This is a genomic window from Sphingomonas populi, from assembly GCF_004208535.1.
Lineage (GTDB): Bacteria > Pseudomonadota > Alphaproteobacteria > Sphingomonadales > Sphingomonadaceae > Sphingomonas > Sphingomonas populi.
Map to the genome: position 1 here is coordinate 78,465 of NZ_SGIS01000011.1, position 16,029 is coordinate 94,493.

A 16,029-nucleotide genomic window follows, 5' to 3' on the forward strand; every position below is an offset into this window, starting at 1 on the left:
GCGCACCATGATAAAGCACGCCCTTTCCGTCTCGCGCGAAGCCGATTTCGCCGCCTGGTATCAGACCGTCATCACCGAGGCCGACATGGCCGAGGAATCTGGGGTGCGCGGCTGCATGGTGATTCGCCCGTGGGGCTATGGCATCTGGGAGCGGATGCAGCGGCTGCTCGACGATCGCATCAAGGCGACGGGGCATGAGAATTGCTATTTCCCGCTGTTCATCCCGCTCTCGTACTTCGAGAAGGAGGCCGAGCATGTCGACGGCTTCGCCAAGGAGATGGCGGTCGTCACGCATCACCGGCTGATTTCGGACGGCAAGGGTGGCCTGATCCCCGATCCGTCCGCCAAGCTGGAGGAGCCGCTGGTGGTGCGGCCGACCTCCGAGACGGTGATCGGCACCGCCTTCGCGCGCTGGGTGCAGTCTTGGCGCGATCTGCCGGTGCTCATCAACCAATGGGCGAACGTGGTGCGCTGGGAAATGCGTACGCGCATGTTCCTGCGCACCGCCGAGTTCCTGTGGCAGGAAGGCCATACCGCGCACGCCAGCGAAGCCGAGGCGCGCGAGGAAACGCTGCGCATGCTCGAAGTCTATCGCGAGTTCGCCGAGGATTGCGTCGCGCTGCCGGTGATTGCCGGCGAGAAGCCCGAGAACGAGCGCTTCCCCGGCGCGGTCGCGACCTATTCGATCGAGGCGATGATGCAGGACGGCAAGGCGCTCCAGGCGGGCACTTCGCACTTCCTCGGCACCAATTTTTCCAAGGCCCAGAACATCACCTTCCAGAATGCGGAAGGTCAGGTCGAACTGGCGCACACGACGAGCTGGGGCGTGTCGACGCGGATGATCGGCGGGCTTATCATGGTCCACGGCGACGATGACGGTCTGCGCGTGCCGCCCCGCGTGGCGCCGTGGCAGGTGGTGATCGTGCCGATGCTGCGCGACCAGCCCGAAGATGCGGCGATCGTCGACTATTGCAAGGCGCTCCGCGCTGAACTGGGCGCGCTGACCGCGCTCGGCGAGCCGGTGCGCGCGTTGCTCGATCTCAAGGCGGTCAAGGCCGCGACCAAGCGCTGGGGCTGGGTGAAGAAGGGCGCGCCGATCGTGATCGAGGTCGGCGGGCGCGACGTGGCGGGCGGCAACGTCTCGGTGATCCGCCGCGACCGGCTGTACCGCGAAGATGGCAAGCTCGACAGCGCGGTGGTGGCGAAGGGCGATTTCGTTGCCGGTGCAGCGGCGATGCTGGCCGAGATCCAGCAGGCGCTCTACGCCGATGCCAAGGCGCGGCTCGATGCCAACATCGTGCGCGACGTGACCGATTTCGCGGGCGTCGAGGCGTTCTTCGCGGAAGGGGTGAAGAACCCCGGCTTCCTCGAAGTGCAATGGTCGAAGCCGACCGGCGCCGCGTTGGACAAGGTCGTCGAGCGTTTGAAAGCGCTCAAGCTGACGCTCCGCAACGTTCCCGCCGATGCCGCGCCGGTCGATGGCGTGTGCGTGTTCACCGGCGACGCGGCGGTGGAGCGGGTGATCGTGGGGCGCTCTTACTGATGCACCGTCGCCCCGGCGCAGGCCGGGGCCGCTGCGTGTTGCGCGTACCGACCACCCCAAACAAACCGGCCCCGGCCTGCGCCGGGGCGACGTGTAGGGCTTTTGCCTACGCCTTCAAGAAAGTGTGTCGGACCTCGGGGTAGCGCCGACATGCGCCAGGCCGCGCGACTCGGCGAGTTTCACTTGCCGGTGGCGCTCGGCGAGGTTCGCGCGTTTGGTGGCATCACGCGTGCCGTGGCAGGCAGGGCAGCTTACGCCTTCCTCATAGAGAGGCGACGCCCGATCCTCACGGCTGACCGGCATTCGGCACGCGCGGCATAGTGCATGGCTGCCCGGTGCAAGACTGTGGCCGACCGCGACGCGTTCGTCGAACACGAAGCATTCGCCCTCCCAGCGGCTCTCGGCGGCGGGCACCTCCTCGAGATATTTGAGGATGCCGCCATGCAGGTGGAACACCGAGTCGAACCCCTGCGCCTTGACGAACGCCGTCGCCTTTTCGCAGCGGATGCCGCCGGTGCAGAACATCGCGATCGTCTTGCCGGCGAGCTCGCTTTGATGGTCCCGGAACCAGCCGGGGAAATCGCTGAAGCTGTCAGTGCCGGGGTCGATCGCGCCCGCGAAGCTGCCGACGCGCACTTCGTAAGCGTTGCGGGTGTCGATCACCACGGTGTCGGGGCGTGCGATCAGCGCGTTCCACTCGGCGGGTGCGACGTAGGTGCCGACGTCTTCGAGCGGATCGATCTCGGGTTCGCCCATCGTCACGATCTCGCGCTTGAGCCGCACCTTGAGCCGGTGGAACGGCATTTCGGCGGCGTGCGAATATTTGATCTCGGCTTCCGCGCAGCCGGGCAGGGCTCGGATCGCCGCGACGACGTCGTCGATCGCGGCGTCGCTGCCCGCGATCGTGCCGTTGATCCCTTCGCGGGCGAGCAATAACGTGCCCTTCACGCCAAGCCGCGCGCAGAGATCGTACAGCGGTGCGCGCAGTGCTGCGGGATCGTCGAATCGGGCGAATCGATACAGTGCGGCGACGCGGACGGGCAGGGGGGTATTCATCGCCCGCTCGCTAGAATAGATTGCCCGGTGCCGTCAAAGATACCGTCGCCCCCGCGCAGGCCAGGCCGCTGAGTATAGGCCGATCGTTGGGCAACGCTGTGCAACGGCGCAGGCCGGGGCGACGCACGTATCCGTCCACGGCATTGACCGTATTCGACTCCCCCTGTATAGGCGCCGCTGCTCGCATGAGGACTAACGTTCTCGTGCGGGTGCTTGAACATTGCTGGATGCATTCAGGGCCAGGGGGAATCACTCGATTCCCGAAGGCCCTTTTGTATTCCCCAAATTGTTCGGGGGGGCGTTATGGCTCCAGCAAAGTAACCAATATTCCAAGGTGAAGAGATTCATGCCGACGATCAACCAGTTGGTCCGCAAGGGCCGCGATCCGCAGAAGGCCAAGTCCAAGGTTCCTGCGATGGAAGCCAATCCCCAGAAGCGCGGCGTTTGCACGCGCGTCTACACGACGACCCCGAAGAAGCCGAACTCGGCTCTGCGCAAGGTGGCCAAGGTCCGCCTGACCAACCAGCGCGAAGTCATCAGCTACATCCCGGGCGAGGGCCACAACCTGCAGGAGCACTCGGTCGTGCTGATCCGTGGCGGTCGTGTTCGCGATCTTCCCGGCGTGCGCTACCACGTTCTGCGCGGTGTGCTCGATACGCAGGGCGTCAAGGACCGCAAGCAGTCGCGTTCGAAGTACGGCGCCAAGCGTCCTAAGTAATTAGCCAGAGTAAGCCCCGGACGTGTTCCGGACCGGCTGAAGCACAGACAAGGAATTTGAAATGGCACGTCGTCGCAGGCCCGAAAAGCGGGTCATCCTGCCCGATCCCCAGTACGGGGACGAGGTTCTCTCCAAGTTCATGAACAGCGTCATGCTGGACGGCAAGAAGTCCGTCGCCGAAGGGATCGTCTACACCGCGCTCGCCACCGTCGAGCAGCGTGCGAAGAAGGACCCGATCGGCGTGTTCCACGACGCGCTGGCGAACGTGAAGCCGGGCATCGAGGTCCGCAGCCGCCGCGTCGGCGGTGCGACCTATCAGGTGCCGGTCGAGGTTCGCCCCGAGCGTGCGCAGGCACTGGCGATCCGTTGGCTGATCACCGCGGCGCGCTCGCGCAGCGAGAACACCATGTCGGCGCGCCTCTCGGGCGAACTGCTCGACGCTTCGAACAACCGTGGCAACGCGGTGAAGAAGCGCGAAGACACGCACCGTATGGCGGAGGCCAACCGCGCCTTCTCGCACTACCGCTGGTAAGCCTATCGGTCATGGCAGGTTTGTAAGACCTGTCGTGATCCCTTATATGGGTGGCGAGACCGGGAGGTTTCGCCCCCACATTTGTATTCCACCGTCCGCGTCGAGCCGCTATCGCGCGGCGTGGCGTGTCCGGGAACCCTCCCGCCGCCCGTTTTTACCGCCGTCCAGGCACCCAGGAGTGACGCATCATGGCCCGCAGCCATCCGCTCGACCGCTATCGCAACATTGGCATCATGGCGCATATCGACGCCGGCAAGACGACGACGACCGAGCGCATCCTCTATTACACCGGCAAGTCCTACAAGATCGGCGAAGTGCATGAAGGCACCGCGACGATGGACTGGATGGTCCAGGAGCAGGAGCGCGGCATCACGATCACGTCGGCTGCAACCACCTGCAAGTGGCGTGCTGAAGACGGCAAGGGCGAAGAGCACCTCATCAACATCATCGACACGCCGGGCCACGTCGATTTCACGATCGAAGTCGAGCGTTCGCTGCGCGTGCTCGACGGCGCGGTCGCGTGCTTCGACGGCGTTGCCGGTGTCGAGCCGCAGTCCGAGACGGTGTGGCGCCAGGCGGAAAAGTACAAGGTTCCGCGGATGTGCTTCGTCAACAAGCTCGACCGTACCGGCGCCTCGTTCGTTCGCTGCGTCGACATGATCAAGGATCGTCTCGGTGCGCGTCCGGCGGTGCTGTACCTCCCGATCGGCCTCGAGGGGGACTTCAAGGGCCTGATCGATCTGGTCAACAACCGCGCGATCGTGTGGCTCGAAGAATCGCTTGGCGCGAAGTTCGAGTACAAGGACATTCCGGCCGAGTACGCCGATGCCGCCGCGACCGCGCGTTCCGAGCTGATCGAGATGGCGGTCGAGCAGGACGACGAGCTGATGGAAGCCTATCTCGAAGGCAACGAGCCGAGCGCGGCCGACCTGAAGAAGCTGATCCGCAAGGGCACGCTGAACTTCTCGTTCGTCCCCGTCACCTGCGGTTCGGCGTTCAAGAACAAGGGCGTGCAGCCGCTGCTCGACGCCGTCGTCGACTATCTGCCGAGCCCGCTCGACGTTCCCGCCATTCAGGGCCTCAAGCTCGACGGCGAGACGCAGGACGAGCGTCCTTCGTCGGACGAGGCGCCTTTCTCGGCACTGGCGTTCAAGATCATGAACGATCCGTTCGTCGGCACGCTGACCTTCGCGCGCATCTATTCGGGCAAGCTCGAGACCGCTTCGACCGTCATCAACTCGGTGAAGGACAAGAAGGAAAAGGTCGGTCGCATGCTGCTGATGCATGCGAACGAGCGTGAGGACATCCAGGTGGCCTATGCCGGCGACATCGTCGCGCTGGCGGGCCTAAAGGACACGACCACCGGTGACACGCTCTGCGCGTCGTCGGCGCCGATCATCCTTGAGCGGATGGAATTCCCCGAGCCGGTGATCGAGCTGTCGGTGGAGCCGAAGACCAAGGCCGACCAGGAGAAGATGGGCGTCGCGCTCAACCGTCTCGCGCGCGAAGATCCGTCGTTCCGCGTGTCGTCGGACGCCGAGAGCGGCCAGACGATCATCAAGGGCATGGGCGAGCTTCACCTCGAAATCCTCGTCGATCGCATGAAGCGCGAGTTCAAGGTCGAGGCCAATGTCGGCGCGCCGCAGGTGGCGTATCGCGAATATCTCGGCAAGCCGGTCGATGTGGATTACACCCACAAGAAGCAGTCGGGCGGCACCGGTCAGTTCGGTCGCGTGAAGGTTAAGGTCACGCCGGGCGAGCGCGGTTCGGGCATCATCTTCAAGGATGAGATCAAGGGCGGTAACATTCCGAAGGAATATATCCCCGCGATCGAGAAGGGCTTCCGCGAAACGGCGGCCACGGGCTCGCTGGTCGGCTTCCCGATCATCGATTTCGAGATCCTGTTGTATGACGGTGCCTACCATGACGTCGATTCGTCGGCGTTGGCGTTCGAAATCACCGGTCGCGCAGCGATGCGCGAAGTAGCCCAGAAGGCCGGCATCAAGCTGCTCGAGCCGATCATGAAGGTCGAAGTCGTCACCCCCGAGGATTATCTCGGCGACGTCATCGGCGACATGAACAGCCGTCGTGGCCAGATTCAGGGCACCGACAGCCGCGGCAACGCGCAGACTGTCGAGGCGATGGTGCCGCTGGCGAACATGTTCGGCTACGTGAACGCGCTCCGCTCGTTCAGCCAGGGCCGGGCACAGTACAGCATGCAGTTCTCGCATTATGACGAAGTCCCCGCGAACGTGGCGGACGAAGTCAAGGCGAAGCTGGCCTGACGCGGGCCGGCACGCGGCGCTCAGGCCCGCGTGCCGATCCACAAGGCGCTTGACGTTGCATGCTGATGCACGCAGGGCTGGCGCAATTCAATTTGAGCCGCTATGGGGCCGCTTTCGCGCGGCAATCCCGGCACGGAAACGATCAATTAAGGTAGGGAATCATGGCTAAAGCAAAGTTCGAGCGGACTAAGCCGCATCTCAACATCGGCACCATCGGTCACGTCGATCATGGTAAGACCTCGCTGACCGCAGCGATCACGAAGGTTCTGGCCGAGACCGGCGGCGCCACGTTCACCAGCTATGCCAACATCGACAAGGCTCCCGAAGAGCGCGAGCGCGGCATCACGATCTCGACCGCACACGTCGAGTATGAGACGCTGGCACGTCACTACGCGCACGTCGATTGCCCGGGCCACGCCGATTATGTGAAGAACATGATCACCGGCGCGGCGCAGATGGACGGCGCGATCCTCGTCGTTTCGGCGACCGACGGCCCGATGCCGCAGACCCGCGAGCACATCCTGCTCGCCCGCCAGGTCGGCGTGCCGACGATGGTGGTGTTCATGAACAAGGTCGATCTGGTCGACGACGCCGAGATCCTCGAGCTCGTCGAGCTCGAAATCCGCGAGCTGCTCTCGTCTTATGATTTCGACGGCGACAACATCCCCGTCATTCCGGGTTCGGCTGTTGCCGCGCTGAACGACGTCACGCCTGAGATCGGCCACGACGCCGTGCTCAAGCTGATGGAAGCGGTCGATACCTACCTACCGCAGCCCGAGCGTCCGCTCGACAAGCCGTTCATGATGCCGATCGAAGACGTGTTCTCGATCTCGGGTCGCGGTACGGTCGTCACCGGCCGCGTCGAGACCGGCATCGTCAAGGTTGGCGAGGAAGTCGAGATCGTCGGTATTCACCCGGCAGTCCGTAAGACCACCGTCACCGGCGTCGAAATGTTCCGCAAGCTGCTCGATCAGGGCCAGGCAGGCGACAACATCGGCGCGCTGATCCGCGGCGTCGGCCGTGAAGAGGTCGAGCGTGGCCAGGTGCTCTGCAAGCCCGGCTCGATCAAGCCGCACACCGACTTCTCGTCGGAAGTGTACGTGCTGTCGAAGGACGAGGGTGGCCGTCACACGCCGTTCTTCGCCAACTATCGTCCGCAGTTCTACTTCCGCACCACGGACGTGACCGGCACCGTCGAGCTGCCTGAGGGCACCGAGATGGTCATGCCTGGCGACAACATCGCGCTCGGCGTGAAGCTGATCGCACCGATCGCTATGGACGTGGGCCAGCGCTTCACGATCCGCGAGGGTGGTCGTACGGTTGGTTCGGGTATCGTCAGCGGTATCACGAAGTAATCTTACGCTAAAAAAAGTTAGCCGCCCGTGCCTCTCCAGAGGCGCGGGCGGTTGCTTTTTGTAGGAGGCCGCTGTAATGGCCCGCCTCCGGTTTTGAACTGAACAACCAGCGGTGGCCCCCGAGGCCGTCATCCCGTCGCAAGCCGGGATCTTTTGGTGGAGCGCATGGCGCTTCACCGCGAGAGACCCCAGCGTTCGCTGGGGTGACGATCTTGGGCAAAGTCACCCCGCTCTTTCGCATTGGTAGGGTACATGGACAGCAACATCCGCATTCGCCTTAAGGCGTTCGATCATCGCGTGCTCGATCAGGCTGCCGGCGACATCGCCGACACCGCCCGCCGCACCGGCGCACTCATCCGTGGCCCGATTCCTTTGCCGACTCACATCGACAAGTTCACGGTCAACCGCGGCCCGCACATCGACAAGAAGTCGCGCGAGCAGTTCGAGACGCGTACCTACAAGCGCCTGCTCGACATCGTGCAGCCGACCCCGCAGACGGTGGACGCGCTGATGAAGCTCGATCTCGCTGCTGGTGTTGACGTTGAGATCAAGCTCGCGTAAACGCGCCGCTCCAAGAGATTCGGCCCCGTAACCGGGGCAGATAGGGATACCGCCGGACTTGTCCGGGTCTGCGTCCCCCGACATGCTTCCTGCCTTCAGGAAGCGCCAGCCCGGGTCGGGGCCGACGCAGTATAAATGTTTTCGGGTTGAGCACGCACGCTACGGAATCGTCCGTGGCGTGCCTCTGTTATGGAAAGGGATCAGATCATGCGCACTGGCGTGATCGCGAAGAAATTGGGGATGACGCGTCTGTTCCAGGACGATGGCCGGCATGTGCCGGTAACCGTTCTGCAGCTCGACAATCTCCAGGTCGTGGCCGTTCGCGAGGCCGATCGTGATGGGTATGTCGCCGTCCAGTTGGGCGCCGGCGTTGCCAAAGCAAAGAATGTCGCCAAGCCGCAGCGCGGGCACTTCGGCAAGGCCGAAGTCGAGCCCAAGGCGATCGTCCGTGAATTCCGTGTCGCCGAGGATGCTGTCCTCGAAGTCGGCGCCGAGATTTCGGCCGATCACTATGTCGCCGGCCAGATCGTCGACGTTCAGGGCTATACGCAGGGCAAGGGCTTCCAGGGCGGCATGAAGCGCTGGGGCTTCGGCGGTTTGCGCGCGACGCACGGCGTTTCGGTTTCGCACCGTTCGCTCGGTTCTACCGGCCAGCGTCAGGATCCGGGCAAGGTCTTCAAGAACAAGAAGATGGCCGGCCACATGGGTGACGCGCAGCGCACCCAGCAGAACCTCGAGATCGTTTCGACCGACGTCGAGCGCGGCCTGATCTTCGTCAAGGGCTCGGTGCCCGGCTCGAAGGGCGGCTGGCTGCTCGTCAAGGACGCGGTCAAGATCGCACGTCCCGAGGCTGCTCCGTACCCCGCCGGCCTCAAAGCCGCTCAGAACAACAACGATGCGCCCGCAGAGACGCCCGCCGAGACGGTGGACGACGCAGCGGCCACCGACGGCCAGGAGGGCTGATCGTGAAGGTTAAGCTTCAATCCTTCGCCGATACCGCGGACAGCGATATCGAGCTCAACGACGAGGTCTTCGGCCTCGATCCGCGCGGCGACATCCTGCACCGCGTCGTCACCTGGCAGCTCGAAAAGCGCCGTGCGACCGCAAGCGGCACGCGTGAGCGTGCCGATGTTGCCCGCACCGGCAAGAAGTTCGGTCGCCAGAAGGGCGGCGGTACGGCGCGTCACGGCGATCGCCGCGCTCCGATCTTCGTCGGTGGTGGTAAGGCGCACGGTCAGCGGACCCGCGACTTCAATCCGTCGCTGAACAAGAAGATCCGCGCGCTTGGTCTCAAGATGGCGCTCAGCAGCCACGCCAAGGCTGGCTCGCTGGTCATTCTCGACAGCCTCGCGGTTTCCGAGGGCAAGACCAAGACGCTGATCGCCGACTGGGCCAAGCTCGGCACCGGCAAGACCGCGCTGGTCATCGACGGTGACACGGTCGAGACGACGTTCGTTCTCGCAGCGGGCAACCTCTCGACGATCAACGTGATGCCGGCCGCCGGCGCCAACGTCTACGACATTCTGAAGCACGACACGCTGGTTCTCACCCGCGCTGCCGTTGAAAAGCTGGAGGCGCGCTTCAATGGCTAAGAAGCAGAAGGGCGATATCGCGGTCCGTCATTACGACGTGATCGTTGCGCCGCACATCACCGAAAAGGCGACCCTGCTCTCCGAGCACAACGCCGTCGTGTTCAAGGTTGCGAACGACGCCACCAAGCCTGAAATCAAGGCTGCGGTCGAGGCGCTGTTCGGGGTGAACGTCACTGGCGTGAACACCATTGTCCAGAAGGGCAAGACCAAGAAGTGGAAGGGCGCGGATTACACGCGCTCGGACGTCAAGAAAGCGATCGTTACGTTGAAGGACGGACAGTCCATCGACGTGACGACGGGGATCTGATCCGATGGCATTGAAGCATTATAACCCGACGAGCCCGGCGCGCCGTGGCCTCATCCTGGTCGACCGTTCCGGCCTGCACAAGGGCGGCCCCGTCAAGGCGCTGACCGAAGGCAAGCGCAAGACCGGTGGCCGCAACAACAAGGGCCATGTCACGTCGCGCGGCATCGCCGGCGGCCACAAGCAGCGCTATCGTATCATCGATTTCAAGCGCCGCCTGTGGGATGTCGAGGGTACGGTCGAGCGGATCGAATATGATCCCAACCGCACCGCGTTCATCGCGCTCGTCAACTACGCCGCTGATGCCGAAGGCAAGGTCGTTCAGGCTTACATCATCGCTCCGCAGCGTCTCGCTGTCGGCGACAAGGTGATCGCCGGCAAGAAGACCGACGTGAAGCCCGGCAACGCGATGGAGCTCGGCCAGATCCCGGTCGGAACGATCGTCCACAACGTCGAGATGAAGCCCGGCAAGGGTGGTCAGCTCGCACGGTCGGCCGGCACCTATGTGCAGGTCGTCGGTCGCGACAAGGGCATGGTGATGGTTCGCCTCAATTCGGGCGAGCAGCGCTATATCCACGCAGGCTGCATGGCGACGATCGGTGCGGTGTCGAACCCCGACAACGGCAACACCAACCTCGCCAAGGCCGGCCGCAACCGCTGGTTGGGCAAGCGCCCGCTGACGCGCGGCGTCGCCAAGAACCCGGTCGACCATCCGCACGGCGGTGGTGAAGGCCGGACCTCGGGCGGCCGTCATCCGGTCACGCCTTGGGGCAAGCCGACGAAGGGTGCGCGCACCCGTCACAACAAGTCGACGGATAAGATGATCATCCGTTCGCGTCATTCGACGAAGAGGAAGGGCTAAGATGGCTCGCTCAGTCTGGAAGGGTCCGTTCGTGGACCTTCATCTGCTGAAGAAGGCAGAAACCGCGCAGGACACCAACGCGCGTGGTGCGATCAAGACCTGGTCGCGTCGCTCGACGATCCTGCCGCAGTTCGTCGGCCTCACGTTCAGCGTCTATAATGGCCGCAAGTTCGTGCCGGTCTCCGTCAACGAAGACATGGTGGGCATGAAGCTCGGCGAGTTCGCGCCGACGCGCTATTTCCCCGGCCATGCCGCGGACAAGAAGGGCAAGCGCTGATGTCGAAGCCGAAATCCCCCCGCAAGGTCGGTGAGAAAGAAGCTCTCTCCGTCGGTACGCAGATCCGTGGTTCCGCGCAGAAGCTCGGCCTCGTCGCCGCGCTCATTCGCGGCAAGAAGGTCGGCGATGCGATGAACATCCTGCAGTTTTCGACCAAGGGCATGGCCATCGACGCGCGCAAGGTGCTGGCTTCGGCCATCGCCAACGCCGAGAACAACCATAACCTCGATGTCGACGCGCTCGTCGTTCACGAGGCTTCGGTTGGCAAGTCGATCGTGATGAAGCGGTTCGCCACGCGCGGCCGCGGCAAGTCGACCCGCATCCTCAAGCCGTTCAGCCGTCTGCGCATCGTCGTGCGCGAGCAGGAAGAAGCATAATGGGTCAGAAATCGAACCCGATCGGTCTGCGCCTGCAGATCAACCGCACCTGGGATAGCCGCTGGTACGCGGAGGGCGCCGATTACGGCCGTCTTCTCCTCGAAGATCTGCGGATGCGCCAGTTCATCATGAAGTCGCTGCCGCAGGCGGCGATCTCCAAGGTGGTGATCGAGCGTCCGGCCAAGCTGTGCCGCGTGTCGATCTATGCCGCCCGTCCGGGCGTCATCATCGGAAAGAAGGGCGCGGACATCGAGAAGCTTCGCAAGAAGCTCGGCGCGATGACCACGTCTGACGTGTCGCTGAACATCGTCGAGATCCGCAAGCCGGAAGTTGATTCGAAGCTCGTCGCGCAGGGCATCGCCGATCAGCTCGAGCGTCGTATCGCATTCCGCCGCGCCATGAAGCGTGCGGTGCAGTCGGCGATGCGGCTCGGTGCCGAAGGTATTCGGATCAACTGCGGTGGCCGTCTCGGCGGCGCCGAGATCGCGCGGACCGAATGGTATCGCGAGGGCCGGGTGCCGCTTCACACACTGCGCGCGAACGTCGATTATGCCGAAGCGCAGGCGCACACCGCCTATGGCGTGTGCGGCGTCAAGGTGTGGATCTTCAAGGGTGAGATCCTCGGCCACGACCCGCTCGCGCAGGAGCGCATCATGATGGAGGCTCAGACCTCCGGCGTGCGCCCGGCGCGCGACGACCGTCGCTAAGGACTGAATCATGCTGCAACCGAAAAAGACCAAGTTCCGCAAGGCCTTCAAGGGCCGCATCCACGGTGACGCCAAGGGTGGTTCCACGCTCAACTTCGGGTCGTATGGCCTGAAGGCGATGGAGCCGGACCGGCTCACCGCCCGCCAGATCGAAGCGGCCCGCCGCGCGATCACGCGTCACATCAAGCGCCAGGGGCGTTTGTGGATTCGCGTGTTCCCGGACGTGCCGGTCTCGGGCAAGCCCGCCGAAGTCCGCATGGGCTCGGGTAAGGGTTCGCCGGAATTCTGGGCGGCGCGCGTCAAGCCCGGCCGCATTCTGTTCGAACTGGACGGCGTGCCCGGCGACATTGCTGCAGTGGCGTTCAGCCGCGCGGCGATGAAGCTGCCGATCAAGGTTAAGGTCGTCGCCCGTCTCGGCGACACCTCGCATCTGGGAGTCGTGTAATATGGCACGGATCGACGATTTGAAGGCGAAGTCCGAGGACCAACTGTCCGAGGAACTCGGCAACCTGAAGCGCGAGGCGTTCAACCTCCGTTTCCAGGCGGCGACCAACCAGCTCGAAAAGCCGAGCCGGGTTCGCGAAGTCCGCCGTGACATCGCCCGTATCAAGACGCTGCAGACCGCTCGCTCGCGCGACGCGGCTGCCAAGTAAGGATTTAGACATGCCGAAGCGCGTGCTGACGGGGCTGATCGTCTCGGACAAGGGCGACAAGACGGTGGTCGTGAACGTGGAGCGCAAGGTCAAGCACGCGCTCTACGGCAAGATCATCCGCCGTTCGAAGAAGTATCACGCCCATGACGAGGCGAACGAGTACAAGCAGGGTGAAACCGTGCGGATCGAAGAGACCGCGCCGATTTCCCGGCTGAAGACCTGGAAGGTGATCGATCGGGTTAACACCCATGCGACGCCGGAGCGGGTCGACGTCGACGCGTAAGCGTCACTTTTAGGCGGGGTCCGGTCGGAATCGGCCCCATATGAGAAGGAAGCGGATCTATGATCCAGATGCAGTCCAATCTCGAGGTCGCTGACAACAGCGGCGCGAAGCGGGTCATGTGCATCAAGGTGCTTGGGGGTTCCAAGCGTCGGGTTGCAGGCGTCGGCGACATCATCGTCGTCAGCGTGAAGGAGGCCGCACCGCGCGGCCGTGTCAAGAAGGGCGACGTGCATCGTGCCGTCATCGTGCGCACTGCGAAGGACATTCGCCGCGCCGACGGTTCGGTGATCCGCTTCGACGGCAACGCTGCGGTGCTGGTCAACAAGAACGAGGAGCCGATCGGCACCCGTATCTTTGGCCCAGTCGTGCGCGAACTGCGCGGCAAGAAGCACATGAAGATCATCTCGCTCGCGCCGGAGGTGCTGTAATGGCCGCCGCAAAGATCAAGAAGGGTGACCGCGTGATCGTCCTGTCCGGCAAGGACAAGGGCCGCACCGGCGAAGTGACGCAGGCGTTCCCGAAGGACGGCAAGGTCGTCGTCTCGGGCATCAACGTCCACGTCCGCCACACCAAGCCGACCCAGGGCGACCCGCAGGGCGGCCTGAAGCGTTCGGAAGCGCCGCTCGACGTTTCGAACGTCGCGCACGTTACCGCCGACGGCAAGCCGACGCGCGTCCGTTTCGAGACGCAGGACGGCAAGAAGGTCCGCGTCGCCGTCAAGACCGGGGAGAAGATCAGTGGCTGATGCCTATAAGCCCCGGATGAAGGGCATCTATGACGACAAGATCGTCAAGGCGATGACCGAGAAGTTCGGCTACAAGAACGCGATGGAAGTTCCGCGCATCGACAAGATCGTCCTGAACATGGGCGTTGGCGAAGCGACGCAGGACAAGAAGAAGGTCGACAAGGCGGCTACCGAAATGGAGCTGATCGCCGGCCAGAAGCCCGTCGTCACCAAGGCGAAGAAGTCGATCGCGCAGTTCAAGCTGCGTGAAGGCATGCCGATCGGCGTGAAGGTCACGCTGCGTCGCGAGCGCATGTACGAGTTCCTCGATCGCTTCATCACGATCGCCCTGCCGCGCGTCCGCGATTTCCGTGGGCTGAACGACAAGAGCTTCGACGGACGCGGCAACTATGCCTGCGGCCTGAAGGAGCAGTTGATCTTCCCGGAAATCAGCTACGACCAGGTCGATCAGATCCGTGGCATGGACGTGATCGTCGCGACGACCGCGAAGACCGACGACGAGGCGCGCGAGCTGCTCCGTCTGTTCGGTTTCCCGTTCCCGATTGAAGCCGACGCAGAAAAGAAGGCGGCATAAGATGGCAAAGCTGAGTTCGATCAACAAGAACGAGCGCCGTAAGCTGCTCGTCAAGAAGTACGCCGGCCGCTATGCGAAGCTGAAGGCGATCGCCGCCGACGCGACGCTCGATGATGGCGAGCGCATGATCGCGCGCCTGAAGATGGCCGAGATTCCGCGCAACGGCAATCCGACGCGCATTCGCAACCGGTGCGAGCTGACGGGTCGTCCCCGCGCTTACTACCGCAAGTTCCGCCTCTGCCGCGTGCAGCTTCGCGATCTGGCCAACAAGGGCATGATCCCGGGCGTCACGAAGTCGAGCTGGTAAGGATCACGAGATGGCATTGACCGATCCCCTGGGTGATATGCTCACCCGCATCCGCAACGGCCAGCGCGCGCGCAAGGACTCGGTCCTGACGCCGGGCTCCAAGTTGCGTGTCCGCGTGCTCGACGTGCTCCAGCGCGAAGGCTACATTCGTGGCTATAGCGAAGAGCAGATGGGCCCTGCGGCCGGCATCCGCATCGAGCTGAAGTATTTCGAGGGTCAGCCCGCGATCAAGCATGTCGCGCGCGTCTCCAAGCCGGGCCGCCGCGTCTATTCGGGTTCGACCGAACTGCCGCGGGTCATGAACGGCCTCGGCATCACGATCGTTTCGACGCCGAAGGGTGTTCTGTCAGACGCGGAAGCGCGCGAGCAGAACGTCGGCGGCGAAGTGCTGGCGGAGGTATTCTGATGAGCCGCATCGGTAAAAAGCCGGTCGCGATCCCAAGCGGTGTTACCGCGACGATCGACGGCGGCAAGCTCAACGTGAAGGGGCCTAAGGGCACCCTCCACCTCGCGCTTCGTGAAGAGATCACCTACACGCTCGAGGACGACGGCATTTCGGTGCAGCCGGCCAATGACAGCAAGGCGGCGCGTGCCTTCTGGGGCATGCAGCGCACGATGGTGCAGAACCTCGTCACCGGCGTGACGACGGGCTTCACCAAGAAGCTGCTGATCAACGGCGTGGGTTACCGCGCCGCCGCGCAGGGCAAGGTGCTCAACCTGAAGCTCGGCTACAGCCATGACGTCAACATCGACGTGCCCGAGGGTCTTGAGGTCAAGACCCCGGACAACACGACGGTCGAGATTTCGGGTGCCGACAAGCAGAAGGTCGGCCAGCTCGCCGCAGAGGTCCGTCGCTGGCGTAAGCCCGAGCCGTACAAGGGCAAGGGCATCAAGTACGACGGCGAGTTCATCTTCCGCAAGGAAGGGAAAAAGAAGTAATGTCGACCAAGGGTATGTCTCTCTTCGAGAAGCGGCGTCGCCGCAACCGTTCCGCGCTTCGTGCGCGCAGCGGAGGCCGGCCGCGCCTTTCGGTGCATCGCTCGGGCAAGCACATCTACGCGCAGGTGATCGACGATGCGGAAGGCCGCACCATCGCTTCTGCCTCGACGTTGGAAAAGGACGTGCGCGGCACGTCCGGCGCCAACATCGACGCTGCGACGGCAGTCGGCACGCGGCTCGCCGAGGCGGCGAAGGCCGCTGGCGTGACGCAGGTCGTGTTCGATCGCGGCGGCTTCCTGTTCCACGGACGCGTCAAGGCGCTGGCGACTGCCGCGCGTGAAGCCGGATTGGAGTTTTAA

24 protein-coding genes are annotated in these 16,029 nt (G+C 63.7%); 23 read left to right on the forward strand and 1 reads right to left on the reverse strand.

Annotation, left to right across the window (positions count from 1 at the left end):
* Positions 1 to 7: 7 nt before the first annotated feature.
* Entirely contained in the window at positions 8 to 1,543 is a 1,536-nt protein-coding gene (gene proS, locus EWE75_RS09170) for a proline--tRNA ligase (protein WP_130156687.1), read from the forward strand.
* Positions 1,544 to 1,657: 114 nt separating this feature from the next.
* Here the strand turns inward: proS and trhO are convergent, their stop codons facing one another.
* Entirely contained in the window at positions 1,658 to 2,599 is a 942-nt protein-coding gene (gene trhO / locus EWE75_RS09175) for an oxygen-dependent tRNA uridine(34) hydroxylase TrhO (protein WP_130156689.1), read from the reverse strand.
* 346 nt (positions 2,600 to 2,945) lie between these two features.
* Here trhO and rpsL point away from each other — a divergent pair, with 346 nt between their 5' ends.
* The 22 genes from rpsL (at position 2,946) to rplR (ending at position 16,029) form a co-directional block, all read left to right on the forward strand.
* Positions 2,946 to 3,317 carry a 30S ribosomal protein S12 gene (rpsL, locus tag EWE75_RS09180; protein WP_069206815.1) on the forward strand — a complete coding sequence of 124 codons (372 nt, stop codon included), beginning with the start codon at positions 2,946 to 2,948 and terminating at the stop codon, positions 3,315 to 3,317.
* A 61-nt stretch (positions 3,318 to 3,378) separates the two neighbouring features.
* Positions 3,379 to 3,849 carry a 30S ribosomal protein S7 gene (gene rpsG, locus EWE75_RS09185; RefSeq protein ID WP_069206814.1) on the forward strand — a complete coding sequence of 157 codons (471 nt, stop codon included), beginning with the start codon at positions 3,379 to 3,381 and terminating at the stop codon, positions 3,847 to 3,849.
* Positions 3,850 to 4,037: 188 nt separating this feature from the next.
* Complete coding sequence (fusA, locus tag EWE75_RS09190) at positions 4,038 to 6,134, forward strand: elongation factor G (RefSeq protein WP_069206813.1); 2,097 nt, start codon at positions 4,038 to 4,040, stop codon at positions 6,132 to 6,134.
* 161 nt (positions 6,135 to 6,295) lie between these two features.
* A complete protein-coding gene (gene tuf / locus EWE75_RS09195) occupies positions 6,296 to 7,489 on the forward strand; it encodes an elongation factor Tu (protein WP_130156691.1) in 1,194 nt (397 codons plus the stop codon).
* 252 nt (positions 7,490 to 7,741) lie between these two features.
* Positions 7,742 to 8,050 carry a 30S ribosomal protein S10 gene (gene rpsJ, locus EWE75_RS09200; RefSeq protein ID WP_069206811.1) on the forward strand — a complete coding sequence of 103 codons (309 nt, stop codon included), beginning with the start codon at positions 7,742 to 7,744 and terminating at the stop codon, positions 8,048 to 8,050.
* A gap of 207 nt (positions 8,051 to 8,257) precedes the next feature.
* A complete protein-coding gene (gene rplC / locus EWE75_RS09205; protein ID WP_069207594.1) occupies positions 8,258 to 9,013 on the forward strand; it encodes a 50S ribosomal protein L3 in 756 nt (251 codons plus the stop codon).
* A gap of 2 nt (positions 9,014 to 9,015) precedes the next feature.
* Positions 9,016 to 9,642 carry a 50S ribosomal protein L4 gene (gene rplD / locus EWE75_RS09210; RefSeq protein WP_130156693.1) on the forward strand — a complete coding sequence of 209 codons (627 nt, stop codon included), beginning with the start codon at positions 9,016 to 9,018 and terminating at the stop codon, positions 9,640 to 9,642.
* Positions 9,635 to 9,949 (forward strand): 50S ribosomal protein L23, encoded by a 315-nt coding sequence (locus EWE75_RS09215; RefSeq protein ID WP_069206809.1) that lies wholly within the window; start codon positions 9,635 to 9,637, stop codon positions 9,947 to 9,949. The genes rplD and EWE75_RS09215 overlap by 8 nt, the downstream gene beginning before the upstream one ends.
* Positions 9,950 to 9,953: 4 nt before the next feature.
* Entirely contained in the window at positions 9,954 to 10,808 is an 855-nt protein-coding gene (rplB, locus tag EWE75_RS09220) for a 50S ribosomal protein L2 (RefSeq protein ID WP_130156695.1), read from the forward strand.
* A gap of 1 nt (position 10,809) precedes the next feature.
* Positions 10,810 to 11,085, forward strand: a complete 276-nt coding sequence (gene rpsS / locus EWE75_RS09225) for a 30S ribosomal protein S19 (protein ID WP_130156697.1) — start codon at positions 10,810 to 10,812, stop codon at positions 11,083 to 11,085.
* Positions 11,085 to 11,462, forward strand: a complete 378-nt coding sequence (gene rplV / locus EWE75_RS09230; RefSeq protein WP_130156699.1) for a 50S ribosomal protein L22 — start codon at positions 11,085 to 11,087, stop codon at positions 11,460 to 11,462. Before rpsS ends, rplV begins: the two co-directional genes overlap by 1 nt.
* Positions 11,462 to 12,169, forward strand: coding sequence for a 30S ribosomal protein S3 (gene rpsC / locus EWE75_RS09235; protein ID WP_130156701.1), 708 nt, complete (start codon positions 11,462 to 11,464; stop codon positions 12,167 to 12,169). The genes rplV and rpsC overlap by 1 nt, the downstream gene beginning before the upstream one ends.
* A gap of 10 nt (positions 12,170 to 12,179) precedes the next feature.
* Positions 12,180 to 12,614, forward strand: coding sequence for a 50S ribosomal protein L16 (gene rplP, locus EWE75_RS09240; RefSeq protein WP_130156703.1), 435 nt, complete (start codon positions 12,180 to 12,182; stop codon positions 12,612 to 12,614).
* Position 12,615: 1 nt separating this feature from the next.
* On the forward strand, positions 12,616 to 12,822 hold the full coding sequence (rpmC, locus tag EWE75_RS09245; protein WP_069206804.1) for a 50S ribosomal protein L29: 207 nt from the start codon (positions 12,616 to 12,618) through the stop codon (positions 12,820 to 12,822).
* A gap of 10 nt (positions 12,823 to 12,832) precedes the next feature.
* Positions 12,833 to 13,105: a 30S ribosomal protein S17 gene (gene rpsQ / locus EWE75_RS09250; RefSeq protein WP_069206803.1), complete on the forward strand. Its 273-nt coding sequence runs from the start codon at positions 12,833 to 12,835 to the stop codon at positions 13,103 to 13,105.
* Between the two features lie 59 nt (positions 13,106 to 13,164).
* A complete protein-coding gene (gene rplN, locus EWE75_RS09255) occupies positions 13,165 to 13,533 on the forward strand; it encodes a 50S ribosomal protein L14 (protein WP_069206802.1) in 369 nt (122 codons plus the stop codon).
* Positions 13,533 to 13,850, forward strand: a complete 318-nt coding sequence (gene rplX / locus EWE75_RS09260) for a 50S ribosomal protein L24 (protein WP_130156705.1) — start codon at positions 13,533 to 13,535, stop codon at positions 13,848 to 13,850. Before rplN ends, rplX begins: the two co-directional genes overlap by 1 nt.
* Positions 13,843 to 14,424, forward strand: a complete 582-nt coding sequence (rplE, locus tag EWE75_RS09265) for a 50S ribosomal protein L5 (RefSeq protein WP_130156707.1) — start codon at positions 13,843 to 13,845, stop codon at positions 14,422 to 14,424. The genes rplX and rplE overlap by 8 nt, the downstream gene beginning before the upstream one ends.
* A gap of 1 nt (position 14,425) precedes the next feature.
* Positions 14,426 to 14,731 carry a 30S ribosomal protein S14 gene (rpsN, locus tag EWE75_RS09270; protein WP_093226339.1) on the forward strand — a complete coding sequence of 102 codons (306 nt, stop codon included), beginning with the start codon at positions 14,426 to 14,428 and terminating at the stop codon, positions 14,729 to 14,731.
* 10 nt (positions 14,732 to 14,741) lie between these two features.
* Entirely contained in the window at positions 14,742 to 15,137 is a 396-nt protein-coding gene (gene rpsH, locus EWE75_RS09275) for a 30S ribosomal protein S8 (RefSeq protein ID WP_069206798.1), read from the forward strand.
* On the forward strand, positions 15,137 to 15,670 hold the full coding sequence (gene rplF, locus EWE75_RS09280) for a 50S ribosomal protein L6 (RefSeq protein ID WP_130156709.1): 534 nt from the start codon (positions 15,137 to 15,139) through the stop codon (positions 15,668 to 15,670). Before rpsH ends, rplF begins: the two co-directional genes overlap by 1 nt.
* The gene (gene rplR, locus EWE75_RS09285; RefSeq protein ID WP_130156711.1) at positions 15,670 to 16,029 is read left to right on the forward strand and encodes a 50S ribosomal protein L18; all 360 of its coding nucleotides are present in this window, start codon (positions 15,670 to 15,672) and stop codon (positions 16,027 to 16,029) included. The genes rplF and rplR overlap by 1 nt, the downstream gene beginning before the upstream one ends.